This is a genomic window from Pelotomaculum isophthalicicum JI, assembly GCF_029478095.1.
Lineage (GTDB): Bacteria > Bacillota > Desulfotomaculia > Desulfotomaculales > Pelotomaculaceae > Pelotomaculum_D > Pelotomaculum_D isophthalicicum.
The window spans coordinates 25614-38819 of the sequence record NZ_JAKOAV010000032.1; the positions used below are offsets into that span (position 1 = coordinate 25614).

At 45.3% G+C, this 13206-nt stretch carries 14 protein-coding genes; 2 read left to right on the forward strand and 12 right to left on the reverse strand.

Annotated elements, in window-relative coordinates:
- Positions 1–12 precede the first annotated feature (12 nt).
- The 4 genes from L7E55_RS14240 to L7E55_RS14255 form a co-directional block, all read right to left on the reverse strand.
- The gene (locus L7E55_RS14240) at positions 13–1014 is read right to left on the reverse strand and encodes a copper amine oxidase N-terminal domain-containing protein (protein WP_277444965.1); all 1002 of its coding nucleotides are present in this window, start codon (positions 1012–1014) and stop codon (positions 13–15) included.
- Positions 1015–1792: 778 nt separating this feature from the next.
- Positions 1793–1999 carry a DUF2283 domain-containing protein gene (locus tag L7E55_RS14245; RefSeq protein ID WP_277444966.1) on the reverse strand — a complete coding sequence of 69 codons (207 nt, stop codon included), beginning with the start codon at positions 1997–1999 and terminating at the stop codon, positions 1793–1795.
- Positions 1996–2256: a DUF4258 domain-containing protein gene (locus L7E55_RS14250; protein WP_277444967.1), complete on the reverse strand. Its 261-nt coding sequence runs from the start codon at positions 2254–2256 to the stop codon at positions 1996–1998. The genes L7E55_RS14245 and L7E55_RS14250 overlap by 4 nt, the downstream gene beginning before the upstream one ends.
- Before the next feature lie 81 nt (positions 2257–2337).
- Positions 2338–2862, reverse strand: a complete 525-nt coding sequence (locus tag L7E55_RS14255) for an AsnC family protein (RefSeq protein WP_277444968.1) — start codon at positions 2860–2862, stop codon at positions 2338–2340.
- Between the two features lie 147 nt (positions 2863–3009).
- On the opposite strand from L7E55_RS14255, the gene L7E55_RS14260 reads away from it, so the two are divergent.
- On the forward strand, positions 3010–3477 hold the full coding sequence (locus L7E55_RS14260; RefSeq protein ID WP_277444969.1) for a helix-turn-helix domain-containing protein: 468 nt from the start codon (positions 3010–3012) through the stop codon (positions 3475–3477).
- A gap of 9 nt (positions 3478–3486) precedes the next feature.
- Here L7E55_RS14260 and L7E55_RS14265 read toward each other — a convergent pair whose 3' ends face one another.
- From L7E55_RS14265 to L7E55_RS14295, 7 genes are all read right to left on the reverse strand, one after another.
- On the reverse strand, positions 3487–3696 hold the full coding sequence (locus tag L7E55_RS14265) for a hypothetical protein (RefSeq protein WP_277444970.1): 210 nt from the start codon (positions 3694–3696) through the stop codon (positions 3487–3489).
- A gap of 576 nt (positions 3697–4272) precedes the next feature.
- The gene (locus tag L7E55_RS14270) at positions 4273–4872 is read right to left on the reverse strand and encodes a recombinase family protein (protein ID WP_277444971.1); all 600 of its coding nucleotides are present in this window, start codon (positions 4870–4872) and stop codon (positions 4273–4275) included.
- Positions 4873–5280: 408 nt separating this feature from the next.
- Positions 5281–5736, reverse strand: a complete 456-nt coding sequence (locus L7E55_RS14275) for a hypothetical protein (protein WP_277444972.1) — start codon at positions 5734–5736, stop codon at positions 5281–5283.
- A gap of 72 nt (positions 5737–5808) precedes the next feature.
- Positions 5809–6441 carry a hypothetical protein gene (locus tag L7E55_RS14280; protein WP_277444974.1) on the reverse strand — a complete coding sequence of 211 codons (633 nt, stop codon included), beginning with the start codon at positions 6439–6441 and terminating at the stop codon, positions 5809–5811.
- A 23-nt stretch (positions 6442–6464) separates the two neighbouring features.
- Positions 6465–7115: a replication-relaxation family protein gene (locus tag L7E55_RS14285; RefSeq protein WP_277444976.1), complete on the reverse strand. Its 651-nt coding sequence runs from the start codon at positions 7113–7115 to the stop codon at positions 6465–6467.
- A 62-nt stretch (positions 7116–7177) separates the two neighbouring features.
- Complete coding sequence (locus L7E55_RS14290; RefSeq protein ID WP_277444977.1) at positions 7178–9097, reverse strand: hypothetical protein; 1920 nt, start codon at positions 9095–9097, stop codon at positions 7178–7180.
- A gap of 655 nt (positions 9098–9752) precedes the next feature.
- Positions 9753–11675 (reverse strand): type IV secretory system conjugative DNA transfer family protein, encoded by a 1923-nt coding sequence (locus L7E55_RS14295; protein WP_277444978.1) that lies wholly within the window; start codon positions 11673–11675, stop codon positions 9753–9755.
- 60 nt (positions 11676–11735) lie between these two features.
- Between L7E55_RS14295 and L7E55_RS14300 the strand changes: the two genes are divergently transcribed.
- Positions 11736–11975, forward strand: a complete 240-nt coding sequence (locus tag L7E55_RS14300) for a hypothetical protein (protein WP_277444979.1) — start codon at positions 11736–11738, stop codon at positions 11973–11975.
- 75 nt (positions 11976–12050) lie between these two features.
- On the opposite strand, the gene L7E55_RS14305 is transcribed toward L7E55_RS14300, so the two are convergent.
- Positions 12051–13046 carry a helix-turn-helix domain-containing protein gene (locus tag L7E55_RS14305; protein WP_277444980.1) on the reverse strand — a complete coding sequence of 332 codons (996 nt, stop codon included), beginning with the start codon at positions 13044–13046 and terminating at the stop codon, positions 12051–12053.
- Positions 13047–13206: the final 160 nt, after the last annotated feature.

A 13206-nucleotide genomic window follows, 5' to 3' on the forward strand; every position in this document is an offset into this window, starting at 1 on the left:
AAATCCCTCCTGTTAATTCGAGATATTCACAATAACAAAACTAAGGCCCATGGAATGTACTGCTACCTCATGTCCGCCGACATTGAAATATTTCAATGGTAGACGTTCGAGTCCGTCACTGCTCCTCGTCTTCTCGGCCACCTGCCAGGCATAGTCCATTATTTCCTGCACTTGGGCCGGTTGGTCGGGGAACCTCCAGTTCAGCACTTTCTCAATCGGTGAGAGATCCAGCTGCACGTTGCGAATATCAGGAAGGATTTGTGCCCAATCAACGCCAATAAGGATTTTACCGTTATTACTGTTGGCACAGTAAGAGAAAGAACTTTTATCTCTATTACTGTTCTTTTCTTCATTTGACAAGCTGTACGCCCACTCTGATCCACTCTTATGTCCCGACACACCTAAAAGGTTGTCCAGAGCAACGATAATATCCGGTTTGCCCTGTGGATTGCTCTGTGTTACTTTGCTCACCAGGTAGTTCACCGCCGCGCTCACGTCCGGCTTCGGCTCGCCCGCCGGCCAGCATATCACCGTATGGGTCGCTTCGTCCCAATCCACCTGGTAGCCTAACCCCTCCGCGACGAACCGAGCCGGCAACATCGTGCGGCCGGGATCAACCAGCATGGGGGAAACGTCAATCGCCTTGGTTACACCATTGCTGACAACTTCGGCTTTTCCGATGGTCATGTTCAGGGTTGCTTTAGCGCCTTTCAGCGTCGCGGTCTGGGTGGCGTTGTCCCAGGTGATGTTGCTGTTGTTCACGCCCAGGGCGTTGCCCAGGAACCTGACAGGGACGAAAGTCCGGTCGTTCTGTATAAACGGTGCAACGTCCATCTTCACACCGGGCGTTTGGCCGTTCACCACATACTCGGATACGCCAATCTTGAATACAACCGATTTAACCAGTTGGTTATCCTGATACACGTTTACCTGATCGGCTTTTGCCGGGTGGAGCCAGGGAACAACGATAACGGCTACCGCCAGAAATAATATAAACGCAATAAACTTTTTCATTAGAAGAACCTCCTAAAATTATTCTACGTACTTTTACTTTTGGACATATCCCTAATCTTGACAATTCTATAAACCGGATATATTATTTATTTAAAAGTTATCACCCCTTTAATCAATGGGAATACTTACTGAGGGACGGCACGAGTGCCTCATCTACCAAGGGGCTTTAAGGATAGCCGGGTTGCAGCTACAACCCGGCTATCGCTATCTTACCGCTAGGTTGACTACTGACACTATAAGGGTTAATCCAAGAAGCAAGGCGATTACAAGTTGAATGACATCGGATGTTTTCAACCACCTCACCTCCTTTTGGGAAATTCCCATGGCAGGTGAGGCCCGCCCTCAGTTTCGTATCCCCAACATTATTTTACCATTTTAGAGTTATAGCGCAAGAAATATTTTCCACTGGAAACCAAGCATCAACCACTTCTACACTTTCTTAAGTAAATTCGCTATTTTAAAACCATGAATTATACCGTGTTTGTAATATTCTTTATTATTGACATTTGCAACTAAATAGGCAATACTATCAAATTCAATGAACTGTCAGAAACGGTCCAACCCTCAAGCTATTTATTTCAAGCACCTCCTTCCTCTTTTAAAAAAGCAAGCACTCTCCAGCGAATGCAGGAGGGTGCTTTTTTGAACGACCTGGCGGCTGATTAGGCGGCCAGGTCGTTCCTTTTCTCTCGGATTTGCAACACACAAAACCCCCGTCCAGCAGAGGTTTGTAAAAAAAGTCAGATAAACTTCTATATGCATATTATTGCCTCTTTTATCAGGCAATACCCGGTATTTCAAATTCTAACGTGAATGGTTTTTTGCCTAACTTACTGGACGCGTTCAATACCTCCAGTCCCAGCAGATTGCCGTTGTCGTCAACATCAAGCATCACGCCTGGAAACACTTCGTCCGTTTCTTTTACGTTACCTTCCTGAAACCGGATATACAATGCATCAGCTTCAGGATCATAACGGAATCTCATAAATCATACCTCCAATACTTGCTAATTTTTGATGTTCTATAGGCGGTTAACACTACTAGTATTTCACCATTCCTTTTAGATGCGACACGTATTAAGTATTCTTTTCCCTTTAGCCTGTATCTTCTTTGAGACACAAAAACGTCTGGCTCTTGATAAAATGCTTGCTCAGGATTTAATAAAGTTTCAATAACAATTTCTTCTGCTAACCCTCTTTCTTTCAACTGCCCTTTAGCGTGCTTTGTAAAATGGATTTCCAAACTGCACCTCCAAAAAACCTACCCTTGAAATATTATATCCGATGCGGTATATATTAAGATACCGAAAATATTTTTATATTTTCAGAGCCACAACTTAAACGAGATAGGAATAGTTGGCCGCCCTTTTACAATTCGCGTTATCTCACCGTTTATTGATATTTCAACGTCACAACTGTATTTGTTTCCTATGTACTCTGGATCGATCACATATTTTTGGTTTCCGTTTTGGTACGTATAATGCTGGCCGCAAGCCCTGACTAATTCGGCATTTGTCACACTCTTTTTCGTTGCGGTTTTCGTTGCCGGCCAGTTGGCCTTTCCTCGCCATAGAGTCTCCCTTTTTATCGCTGTTTTCGTATTTCTATATACTATAATTGAGCGGATGGCTTCTTCATCGTATCCAAAAAGCGTAGCTGTTTCAGGTTTTTGTTTCAACTTTTCAAGTGTAACCCTAACATTCTCATTCGAACAGCCGACTGAGTCCGCTATCTCTTTTATAGCCATTCTCGGATTCTCAACTATTAAGCGAATAATTTCTCTCGCTGTTTCGCCTCGCTTGCCCCTTTTCCTGATATTTCCTTTTATATTTGGATTTTTTCTAGGCATAGCTTCGCTCCCTTCTCCTTGAAAACCAATTGGTTGTTGACTATAGTATAAATCGCATACCAAATAGTTGTCAACAACTATTTGGTTTACATATACCTTTCTATTGGTTAAAATTAGACTAGAGGTTTTAGTTAAAGAGGTATCCTTATGAACAATAACAGCTTTGGAAAATGGCTAAAAGGCTGGCGAAAAAAACGTAGACTTTCGACTCGGCAATTGTCTACGTTACTTGACGTCAGCCAAACATATATTTGGAAAATAGAAAATGAAAAAGTAGGACCTTCATTAAAATTTACTAATAAATTTGCTAGTGTTTTCGAAGAACCTGAAGTTTACATTGCTGCTGGCAGATTAATTCCTGAAGAAGAATTAATAAAAATTAAAAATAATCCAAATAAAAATAATCCAAATATAATTGATAATTTACTTAAAATACATGAAGATGAACGAGGATCTTTTGGTTCTAACAATTTAAAAACAGTCGATGATCCCGAACTATCAAAATTCATAATAGACACATATTTGAAGCTTAAAAAGACATCTTTTGAATATCGAGATTTAGAGTTTCTAAAAAAAATGATTGATAGTTATTTTTCCGCTAAAGAGCTAAAGTAAATTTATTCTTTAAATATAAGTAATTATACCGGATCGAACTCTAATGTTTTCAAAAGTTTTGTCCTTTTTTCTATATGCAGATAGAAGTCTAATAACTTTTAACCTTGCTAATTCTTCTCTATCGCCATACAGCTTTTCTGCAGCGTCAGCCAGATCTAAATTACCATGTCCCCCAAGCATTTCTAATAGATAGGCTTTTTTAGTTTTTTGTCTCGCCATTATAGTTATCCTCCTCAAAATTTTTTTGTATTTTAAAAAGATAATATTTTGAAGTCAAAGGATAAAATGAGTCAATGTGAAGCCATTAAATCCCTCCTAGAATATGCGTTATCAGAATACGAGAAAAAACCTTCAAAAAAGTGAAAAAACCCCACAGATATAGTGAGGTTTTGTTTTCATAACAGGTTTTATTTTCGAGTATAATAATGCGGCGGGCTACCCACCTAATCGCCCCTGCCGGAGAAAAGCGCGCGCAGGAAAATGCGAGTTAGATAGGACGGTGCTCCGTCCAACTCCGCTACTCTCTACAATATCCTTATTCAGTTTTCAAAGGTCATTCGTAACAAAAATGGATAAATCAAGCAAACTCTCGCTTTTGCCCCCAGCGCCGGTTCTCTAAGCGTAGCGATCTGGTACATACCAGATTAAGGGAGTCCCTCACCGGAAACGCCACCCGTTTAGGTACGTGCGCATCACATTTTCCCCATTTTTAGCGCAAATGTGATCCATAAAACATAATATCAAAATTACAAACGTCTGTAAACATCAATTTTTCCAACAAAGTATCATTTTATCCTAAATAGTCAGTATTTTCACCATTTTATAAAAGCTGCTTTTTTTCATCCCCGTCCGGCGCATGGCTTCCACGGCAGTCATTTTCCCTTCCCTCCACTGCTGGCATATCTCCTGGAAGTTGGGGGGTATCACACAACCAGGCCGTCCAAGGCGCTTACCATTCGCCCTAGCTACCGATATTCCTTCCCGCTGGCGCTGCTTTATTTTCTTGCGCTCCTGCTCGGCCACATAAGAAAGCAGGCTCAAAAACTGATCCTCCATCAGCTTGCCGATGTCGCCCATCTCCCGAAACTTGCGGCTGTCGAAGATGTTTTCATTCTCCAGCACCACTATATCAGCGCCTATCTCCCTAGTAATCTCCTTCCATTCCCTGATGATGCCGTCATAATCCCTACCAAGCCGGTCCAGAGCGTCCAGGTAAATCACGTCACCTCCCCGGACAATACGCTTCATGGCTTGGTACTCCGGCCTGTCGAAGTCCTTGCCGCTTGCCTTGTCGATGAAAAGAAACCGGTCCTCAATGCCCAGTTCACGCATTTTGAGGACTTGTCGTTCTTCATTCTGATCCTTGCTGCTCACACGAACGTAACCGATATTCATTAATAGACACCCCCTTATAGACCTCAGAACTTGGCAGTCAGGCGGAAATGCGGAACCACAGAGATTACCCCTAAGACAGCATTTCCGCCTGTCTGCCCGACATGAAAAGACAAAATCGAAGGCACAGGCGGGCGAAGTTTACGGAGCCGGCCTGTGCCTACACTATAATGTTATTCACCTTTTAAAAACCTGTACATTTCTTCAACCGAAGCGAATTTTAACTCCCTTGTAGCGATTTTCTGCGCTAGCCCAGCACCCACATTTCCTCTATGTTTGGCATGTATAACGCAGGTCCTTTTAATCCCATCGGGGCCAACACCCTTCCAAACTGACGTTTTACCTTGTCTTTCCATCCCCAGCTTACGGCATATTTTTTCAACGTCGTCCCAAGTAAAGGTATATCCCCCATTAATTCACCAATACCTTCTCCAGGTCTAAAACGCAGAAAAGCTTTTCCCTGTCACCCGCGCACCGGAGGACGCGCCTCAAATACCAGTAATGTCCGCGCCTGCCGCCAGACGGGCTTAAATAATAGGGCAAATCGGCAAAATAAACCTGAGCGTAATCAAGGATATTGTCAATAAAATCCTCAACCGCTTCCAGCCTGGTCGGGCCAACCCCGTAAACGCCGGTTTCCACGTTGTACAGAGAATAATTCTCGCTCTTGCCGCCCGGCTGGTCGATCCACTCGTAGGTAAATTTCCTGGTCTCGCACAACTCATCGAGCAAATCAGTGGAAATAAGGGATACCGACGAACCGTCCTTGCGTTTTGCGTCGGCCAGGAGAAATTCTTTGCCGGTCGCAGCCTCACGCCTTAAAACCGTTAACCTGTTTTTCGCCTCATGAACCGGTACCTGGAGCATAATCTCACCGCCTTTTAAATATCTCACACTTATTATACTAAAATATAGCCATTATAGCTATATTACATTTTTTCAATACTTCCAGCTTGCCTTTAGCACATTAACTTTAACTCTACTACCGCTAGATAGCTTTTTCACTTGAATTTTTTTAGCTTCGCTGAAAACCAAAAACACGATCTTAATACTCTCCCGCATTTCCGCCGGCAGATTTGAATACGCCTTCACCCGCTCCGCAAAATATTTCATGGAAAGCTGGTTGTCCACCACCAACACGTGAAGCAAGCCGTCCTTCATATAATAAGTATCAGAAAGACGAGACACCTTGAGCAATTCGCCATAACTAGCTTCTAAAAATCTCTCAAGCGCCTTTTCCCTGGGTAGATACTCAATCTTCATATACAAGGCAAAATCAGTTAAGACCAGCTGATTAACTACTGTACTTATAGCAAACCGGTAACGTGCAGAATGCCAACTGGCAATTAAGTCTATTGCCTCCCCGCCTTTAGGTGTCAGGATATAAAACAACTTGCCGGAATTAAGACGGCTTGATTTAATAAATCCATTGGCACGAAGAATTGACAACCTGCTGCCGCATTTTTTTGAAGATGAGCGAAAGATCCCGGCTTTTTGTAACTGCTCCACCGTGCAAAAGCGCCACTTTGCCAAAAACTCCAGAGTTTTAATATCGCGTTCGGTTAATTTCACCCCATATAATCACCCCTACTCATTTAACTTGCGGTAGAATAAGTAAAAAATTCACCCTCGGCCCCGTGCCTTGCAAGAAAACCTTTCCTGCCGGCAGGACAAACCCAAATAGTCCTCTTCCCTCCAAAGCTGCTGACCTTTTGCTTCACTTGCCTCCCCGTATAACTGCCGGTATCCGCCTCCACATAAACCTCATCCCCTTCGTCGTTAACAAAAGCGGCATCTGGGATCTCAACCCCACCGCCGCCTTTATAGACCTTTCTTTCAATTTCAATCACATCGCCAATTTTGTAAGTAGCCCGTTCGTTTGAGCTAAGCCGGTAGTAAACCGAATTTGTTCTAACCTGGTGAAGAATCTCGTTTGATTTACCCGGGTGAACAAAAATAGTTTTCCGGTCAAATCCACACTCCGGACCGGTGGCCCATTTTTTACCCTTATCGTCAAGGCAAAACACTTTTAAATACCTGCCGGCCTTTTCACCCGGGATGGTCTGTACTTTAACAAAGCCAGCTTTTTGGAGCCTTTCAAGCCTCTCCAGGCAAGTCCTTTCTTTGGCTTCAGGCCAGTAAGCGTTTTTAATCTGGCTTGAGGACAACACCCTGCACCGTGCCAGGTCAGTCAAAATACTTTTGTCCCTATCGGTTAACTGCTTAGCCTTTGTGATTTTTGCCAAAATAAAAACCTCCGCAAAATATTAAGCTAATTCTTTATTAAATACTTCCGATTCGCCATAAACTATATCCTGTAATCGAGACCATAGTTTCTATGGTGCTGGTACTTCTGTTGCTTCGGAGCAGGCGTAAATGCTGCGTTTACAGCCATACCAGCGGCTACGGTTACAGCAGCCAGGGTACTCTCTTTACCGGTCACCTTTTGCAAAGCTTCTCCATAGGATATGTTATCTTTCTTCGCCACCGCTCGCGTCTGTATCAATAATGAAGATGCCGTTCCCGCTACCCGCGCGCTCCCCTCAGCCATACCGGCCATAGCATCACCAATGGGTGCCGCGCCGGGTACAGCTCCGGCTACTGCGCAGATACCTGCACCGGCAGTGTAACGGATTACGTCGCCGGCCAAGTTTGCAACCTTTTGAGGATTTTGTAACACTGTTCTTATTCGCCCGCTAAAAGATTGCTCCTGTGGCTGTCCAACCGCGTTGGTTTCAAATTTAGCCGACCCTCTTGTCGCGCTTCCCGCTGAATTTCTTCCTGTATCGCCTAATCTTATTCTATCCGCACTGCCCGATGTTCCAAAAGATTCAGAGGTTTGCGCACCATAACTCACTTTACCACTTGCCCTGTGTGCCGTGCCTACCGCTGCGCTTCCTCCCATACCACTTATTCCCCCAACCGCACCTTCCATAATACCCGTGTTATCACCTGGGCCTCCAGCCATACTTACTGACGCACCTTTACCCAAATCAATCTGTGAACCGGAATTGGAGACGCCTGGTACATTGATACCACTCATACCACCAGAGCCGCCTCCCGTTACCGGTATAGGATCCAAATTAGACTGCCTCGCAGAACCACCTGGGTCTTTAAAATCGACTGGTACGCCATCAGAACCACCTCCAAACGTACTCCCAATCACTCGTCCAAGGGAAAATACACTGCCCAGCCCAACAGCAGCACCTACAGCCTTTCCAGCCGTCCTAACTTCACTTACCCCTGCCCACCGTGACATAAGAGACTGGAGAGTATTCCTGATTACTTCCGCAAGCGGAATAATCGTATACATCGTTACCAGAATTTTTAGCCACGTATCTCCCTGGCTGACGTTTTTCACGTCCAAAAACCCGAGGATAACGCAAAAAACTATAGCGTGGGCTACGGGCATAAAGGCGTTAGACGCCAACTCGCCCATCCATACAGCCATCGCTGTAGTGTTTTTATTAAGCGCCCACATAACTGCCATCAATGGAGTGAAACAGAACATGACCGAAAGAACAAGCTTCCGCACGATATAAATCACGTTAAGCCAAATCCAAATAATAACGAACATACACTTGACGATTGCAGTACCAAGAACGCTACCAGTAGTCAGTGAGACGCCACCAAAGTTGATTGCGCCCCAGTCTTGCACCGTTCGTCCGATCCCCGCCATTGTGGCCACCAGGCCGAAGGCAAAACTAATACCGTCAAGTATTATAGATGTGAACCACATCAAGGTTTGTACAAACAACGGGGCCACTGCCATAATTACCAACGCCCCGAACCAACGCCAAATAGACTGTATTGCTTCTTCACGAGCTGCCGGATTGACACCAGAGGCTGTAAGCTTAAAACCACTTACGAATATTAATATTAAAAACAATGGCAACGTAAGGCCGGACATAGCCGCATACCATATATTCATAAAGTCTACTTCACTCTGCTTTTCCCATGGAGACATCTTTTTTTGATCGTCGCTTAATCCTGAAAGAAATACTAGCTGGTCCAGTGGTTTTAAACCGGCATGTTTTCCGATTTCTTTAGCTATATTAATTGGAAATTCCAGCAAGGTGGCCACTACACGTTCAAAAGAACCACCCTTATCGACACCGGTGGAATTGCTGGTCTGCTGCTCGGTTTCCGCCCAGGCAACCTGTGCCGCCAGGACTAACACAATGAGCGACAGGAGCAAAATCACTCGTAAGTTTTTATGACGTAGCATTATCTTCACCATCCATCTTCTTTATTGAGTTTTTTACCATGCGTATTATCTATCACGATTGGTTAGTTGCTTAACCTTAGTTATTATTTCAATCCCATCATAAGAGGGGCGAAGCCATGCCAGGGGGTCCGGGGGATTAAAAAATCCCCCGGCGGGGTTGGGGGTTAAAGGGGGAGGGGCAGAGCCCCTCCCCCTTGAGCGGCCCGGAGTGTAGCCGGGAGAAAATGAGGCGAAGCCGAATTTTCTTACCCGGCGGAACGCAGGGGCGCAAGAGCAGCCAGTCGAGCGAAGCGAAGACCGTCTGCCGTAGGCCACCAGGGGCGAAGCCCCCTTGCCCCCGAAGGGGGTGGTGGCCGAAGGCAGACGCGACACTTACAGTTCCACCCGGCCCGAAGGGACGGGGGCAATGCTGAGCGGTAGCGAAGCATTGCATTGGAACTGTTAGTGTCGTGGCTGCTCCCACTCTGTTAGAGTGTTCCGCTGGGCGGAACACTCTAACAGAGAAACGCTGCAGCGGCAAGCCCCTGCGCGGCCCGGCCATGGTGCGCCAGGGTGGTGCTGATAGGTGGTGCCGAATGGCGGAAGCCCGGCACTACCTGAATGCACCAGGCAATTGGTGACACTATAAGGCAGATATGCCGGAAAATGCCGGCAACTACATGGCAATATCTTCCGTTTCAACGCCGGCATTTTCCCCCTGGCCGGGCTGTTGCCGGGGCTGACCCTGGGCTTGATTTTGGTCTTGTTTTTCCTGTTTCTTCCTTTCAATGATAATCATTTTCAAACGCCTAATTTCTCCCGATGCCGTTTTAACACCATGCTTTATCCCGGACACCGGTTTAGGATACGGTTCTAACTCCAGTCGGTCCTTTTCCGCTTTACTGATCAGGTGGACATGGTTCCCAAGGCTAGCTAACTGACCGCGCTGAAAGATGACCGATTTGGAAAACGGCAACTTCAAAAAAACATTGGCGTGAATAAAGTGCTTGTCGTATTCTTGACTACTTTCTGTTCTCGTTCTGGTCACTAGTGGGTGGATGGCATCGCGGCTGCTGCTTTGCCCGTGGGAATCAACTACAACCTGACCTGTTTTTCGGGCAAAGTAATCTGCATCCGCTGGGTCCTCCACGTTAAAAACAATCTTCGTAGCCGTATTTGTTGCAACTGTATTCAGGAAGTCCTCACTGACGGACTTTAAGTCCCCCAGAGCCTGGTTCGCTAAGACCATTGCATAGTTCGCGCTGCGAACTTTTGCAATAATATTTTTAAAGGCGTTGCAGGCCATATTTTGAAATTCATCAATAGCCACTACCACCAGCCGGTCTTGCTGGGTTCTGAGAGCAGCCTGGGCCTGCAAGTCCATGGCGAGCATTTTTCCAATAGATGCTGCAAACTCCGGGGCTTCTGCAGATCGTAAGTCGAAGTAAACAACATCCCCATTTTTCATTATTTCTGCAAGGTCAATATCAGGTTCGATGTCGTTGATTCGCTTAAGGTCTGCAAACGGTGTCAGCGCAGCAGTTAATCCCTGCACCTGGCTAAGTGTCATTACTTCTCTTGTGATTTCTTTAACCAATTCCGGGTCCCGAAGTATCTCTCTTATATCTCTCATGCTACATTTGATACCTCTAGTTTCAAAATATCTTAGAATTGGTATAAATATAGCTTGTTGACAATAGGTATAATATTTTGCAGCACCTTGGAAAACCAATTCCAGTGCTGTCAATACACGTTCAACCTTACTAAGTGAAGTCCCTGAATTAAGAGGGTTATAGCTATTTGACTTAATTGTCGGGTGAAGTGAAAAATAATAAAACTTTTTCCCGGCTTTTTGGGCTTCTCGTGCCAAAAGTTGTATTGCCTGTAAATCACCTTTAAAGTCTACCGCAACCACAGACAGACCATACCTAATGGCTTGAACGCATAAAGGAATAATAGCAAAGCTCGTTTTTCCTGTTCCGGCGCCACCTAACACGTGGATATGCTCTGCTAATTTATTCACTGGCAAATAGATTGGCCGCCTCATGTCGTTGAGGCCGAGGAAAATCTGCCCGGCAGGCGTCTTTTTTATTTCTTTTTCAATATCGTAATTTACTTTCACAAATTTGATTTTCTGGATATCACGATCATGTTTATTTCTAGCATATTTACCGTAGATTATACTTGCCGCAATCGCTAAACCGCCAATTATGTTCAGCCCGACCCATGTGTTAAACACGTTTGTAATGTTTATTGGAGCCCCGAACATATGCCGCAGGAATACCCACGATATTTTAAAAGGGTGCGTTAAATACCAGCCTGGCCCAACCAGGTCGGAAGGGGGCAGCCCTTTTATGGTTAATGCGACACTACTAAAACTCTTCACTATTCCCCCAGCTAATGCTCCCAATATCGTTGCGTCTACGATAAATGCAGCGGCGCCAATTCCAGCCCATTTCAAGACGGGGATCAGCTTGATATCTTTAGCCAGGTACTCTGCAACTATAGTACCTGCTTTACTGTTACCAAACCTACTCTTTTGGCGGTCAAACGCAGAAAGAATAGTTTTAGCAAATTTGCTCCACAGATCTTTAAACATAATTCATCACTCCTATCATCATCATTATCCTTTGATCGCCATAGTAGAGGTTGTGGGCATGTGGGCAACGTGGTAACGTTGCCCAAGCGATTGTGGACCTTGTGGTCAGACCGGCCGGAGAGCTGCACTATCAAAAGTCCGGAGCAGTTTGCGGTTAGCAACTCCTTACTAATGGCAGTTAACCGGGCTGTCCACAAGATCCACATGAGCGGCATGTCCACATCCCTTCTCCAGGCCGGCACTTTCCGCAAAACCGTACTATTAATGATGAACGTCCGTAAACAGAATATAGAACTTTAACGGACGCATTAACGCCGGCTAGGAATATTGTCCGAAAGGTCTACTTTTACGACCAGGTATTCTTCCCTTAGTGATTCAGGTATATAGGCTCCTGATAAACTCTTTCTTTTTTTCTTCCTGTTCTTTGGCTGAATAATATTTTGTCTCCGGCCTTACGGGTCTGGCTCTGGGGGTCCTGTTGTTGTGGCCATTTCTCCTTTTTGGAATAGAATTTGTCTTAGCTGGCTGATCGGGTTGGATGTCATTCTCCAGCGCGTACCGCAGCCATGCACCCACGCCACGGATTACCACGCCTTGGGATAGTTGGCGGCGCATTTCGTCAAGGGCTGAAGAAACTTTCTCCGGAGAGTAATTTTTTTCAATATCTTTTGCGAAGCTAGCAGATATGTCGGCTCCGGCTACCGTCCTAACTTTTGAGCGAATCTGCTCCCATGCTGGAGTTTCTTCCGGGCCTTTTTCTTCCGGACCCGTTTGCAGTTCCTGGCCGCTACTACCCATATCGTCAGGATGCAAATCAAAAGCAGCGCCGTCATTCTCGACAGAGCTGCTTGCGCTTTTGGTATTTGAAATTCTTTCTACTTTGGGCAACTGATCAACAACAACAACATATTCCTTAATATGTGTTTCCTTCTGGGGGTAGTCTGAGACTACCCCACGAGGGTTGTCCTGGACTACCCCAGGGGTAGTCTCAGGCGACCCCTCGTAAATACTGTGTTTTTTGGGCATCGCTTCTCCGTTGTCGTTAATTGTTTCCTTGCCCTGGTCAAAAGGACTGTCAGGCGGGAAGATAACATACATATTTGACGTATCGGAGCCATTGTACCTTTTGCGCCTGTGCTTTACTACTAGACCTTTACTGTCCAACTGTTTCACGGCATCAATTGCGCTGATGCGGTGACAGCCACAGTCCCTGGCAATCACATCATATGCCGGCATTGATTCTCCATTACCGTTTGCCCTCCGGCAAAAGTAGATGTAAACTAATTTCTGTAAAGTAGACAGGTCTTGTCGTTCAAATATAGCGTCATAACTAAAGAATAACCCTGTCGGCCTGCCGAAAATGGTTGACATGTTTTTGCCTCACCTCAAATCTTACTTCTCCATATCGAGTAGCTAAAAGTCGGGAAAATTAATCCCGACTTTTTGGCTCTCACAGAACCGTACGTACGGGCCTCGTATACGGCTCCTGACAAACCTCGGTCGTTATCATTCATAATAACAAGGCAAAATC

Bases quoted from the DNA above. Each gene is read 5' to 3' on its own strand.
- L7E55_RS14240 (WP_277444965.1), bottom strand. From the start codon at position 1,014: ATGAAAAAGTTTATTGCGTTTATATTATTTCTGGCGGTAGCCGTTATC.
- L7E55_RS14295 (WP_277444978.1), bottom strand. From the start codon at position 11,675: ATGTTTAAAGATCTGTGGAGCAAATTTGCTAAAACTATTCTTTCTGCG.
- L7E55_RS14270 (WP_277444971.1), bottom strand. From the start codon at position 4,872: ATGAATATCGGTTACGTTCGTGTGAGCAGCAAGGATCAGAATGAAGAA.
- L7E55_RS14245 (WP_277444966.1), bottom strand. From the start codon at position 1,999: ATGAGATTCCGTTATGATCCTGAAGCTGATGCATTGTATATCCGGTTT.
- L7E55_RS14260 (WP_277444969.1), top strand. From the start codon at position 3,010: ATGAACAATAACAGCTTTGGAAAATGGCTAAAAGGCTGGCGAAAAAAA.
- L7E55_RS14265 (WP_277444970.1), bottom strand. From the start codon at position 3,696: ATGGCGAGACAAAAAACTAAAAAAGCCTATCTATTAGAAATGCTTGGG.
- L7E55_RS14255 (WP_277444968.1), bottom strand. From the start codon at position 2,862: ATGCCTAGAAAAAATCCAAATATAAAAGGAAATATCAGGAAAAGGGGC.
- L7E55_RS14290 (WP_277444977.1), bottom strand. From the start codon at position 9,097: ATGCTACGTCATAAAAACTTACGAGTGATTTTGCTCCTGTCGCTCATT.
- L7E55_RS14275 (WP_277444972.1), bottom strand. From the start codon at position 5,736: ATGCTCCAGGTACCGGTTCATGAGGCGAAAAACAGGTTAACGGTTTTA.
- L7E55_RS14305 (WP_277444980.1), bottom strand. From the start codon at position 13,046: ATGTCAACCATTTTCGGCAGGCCGACAGGGTTATTCTTTAGTTATGAC.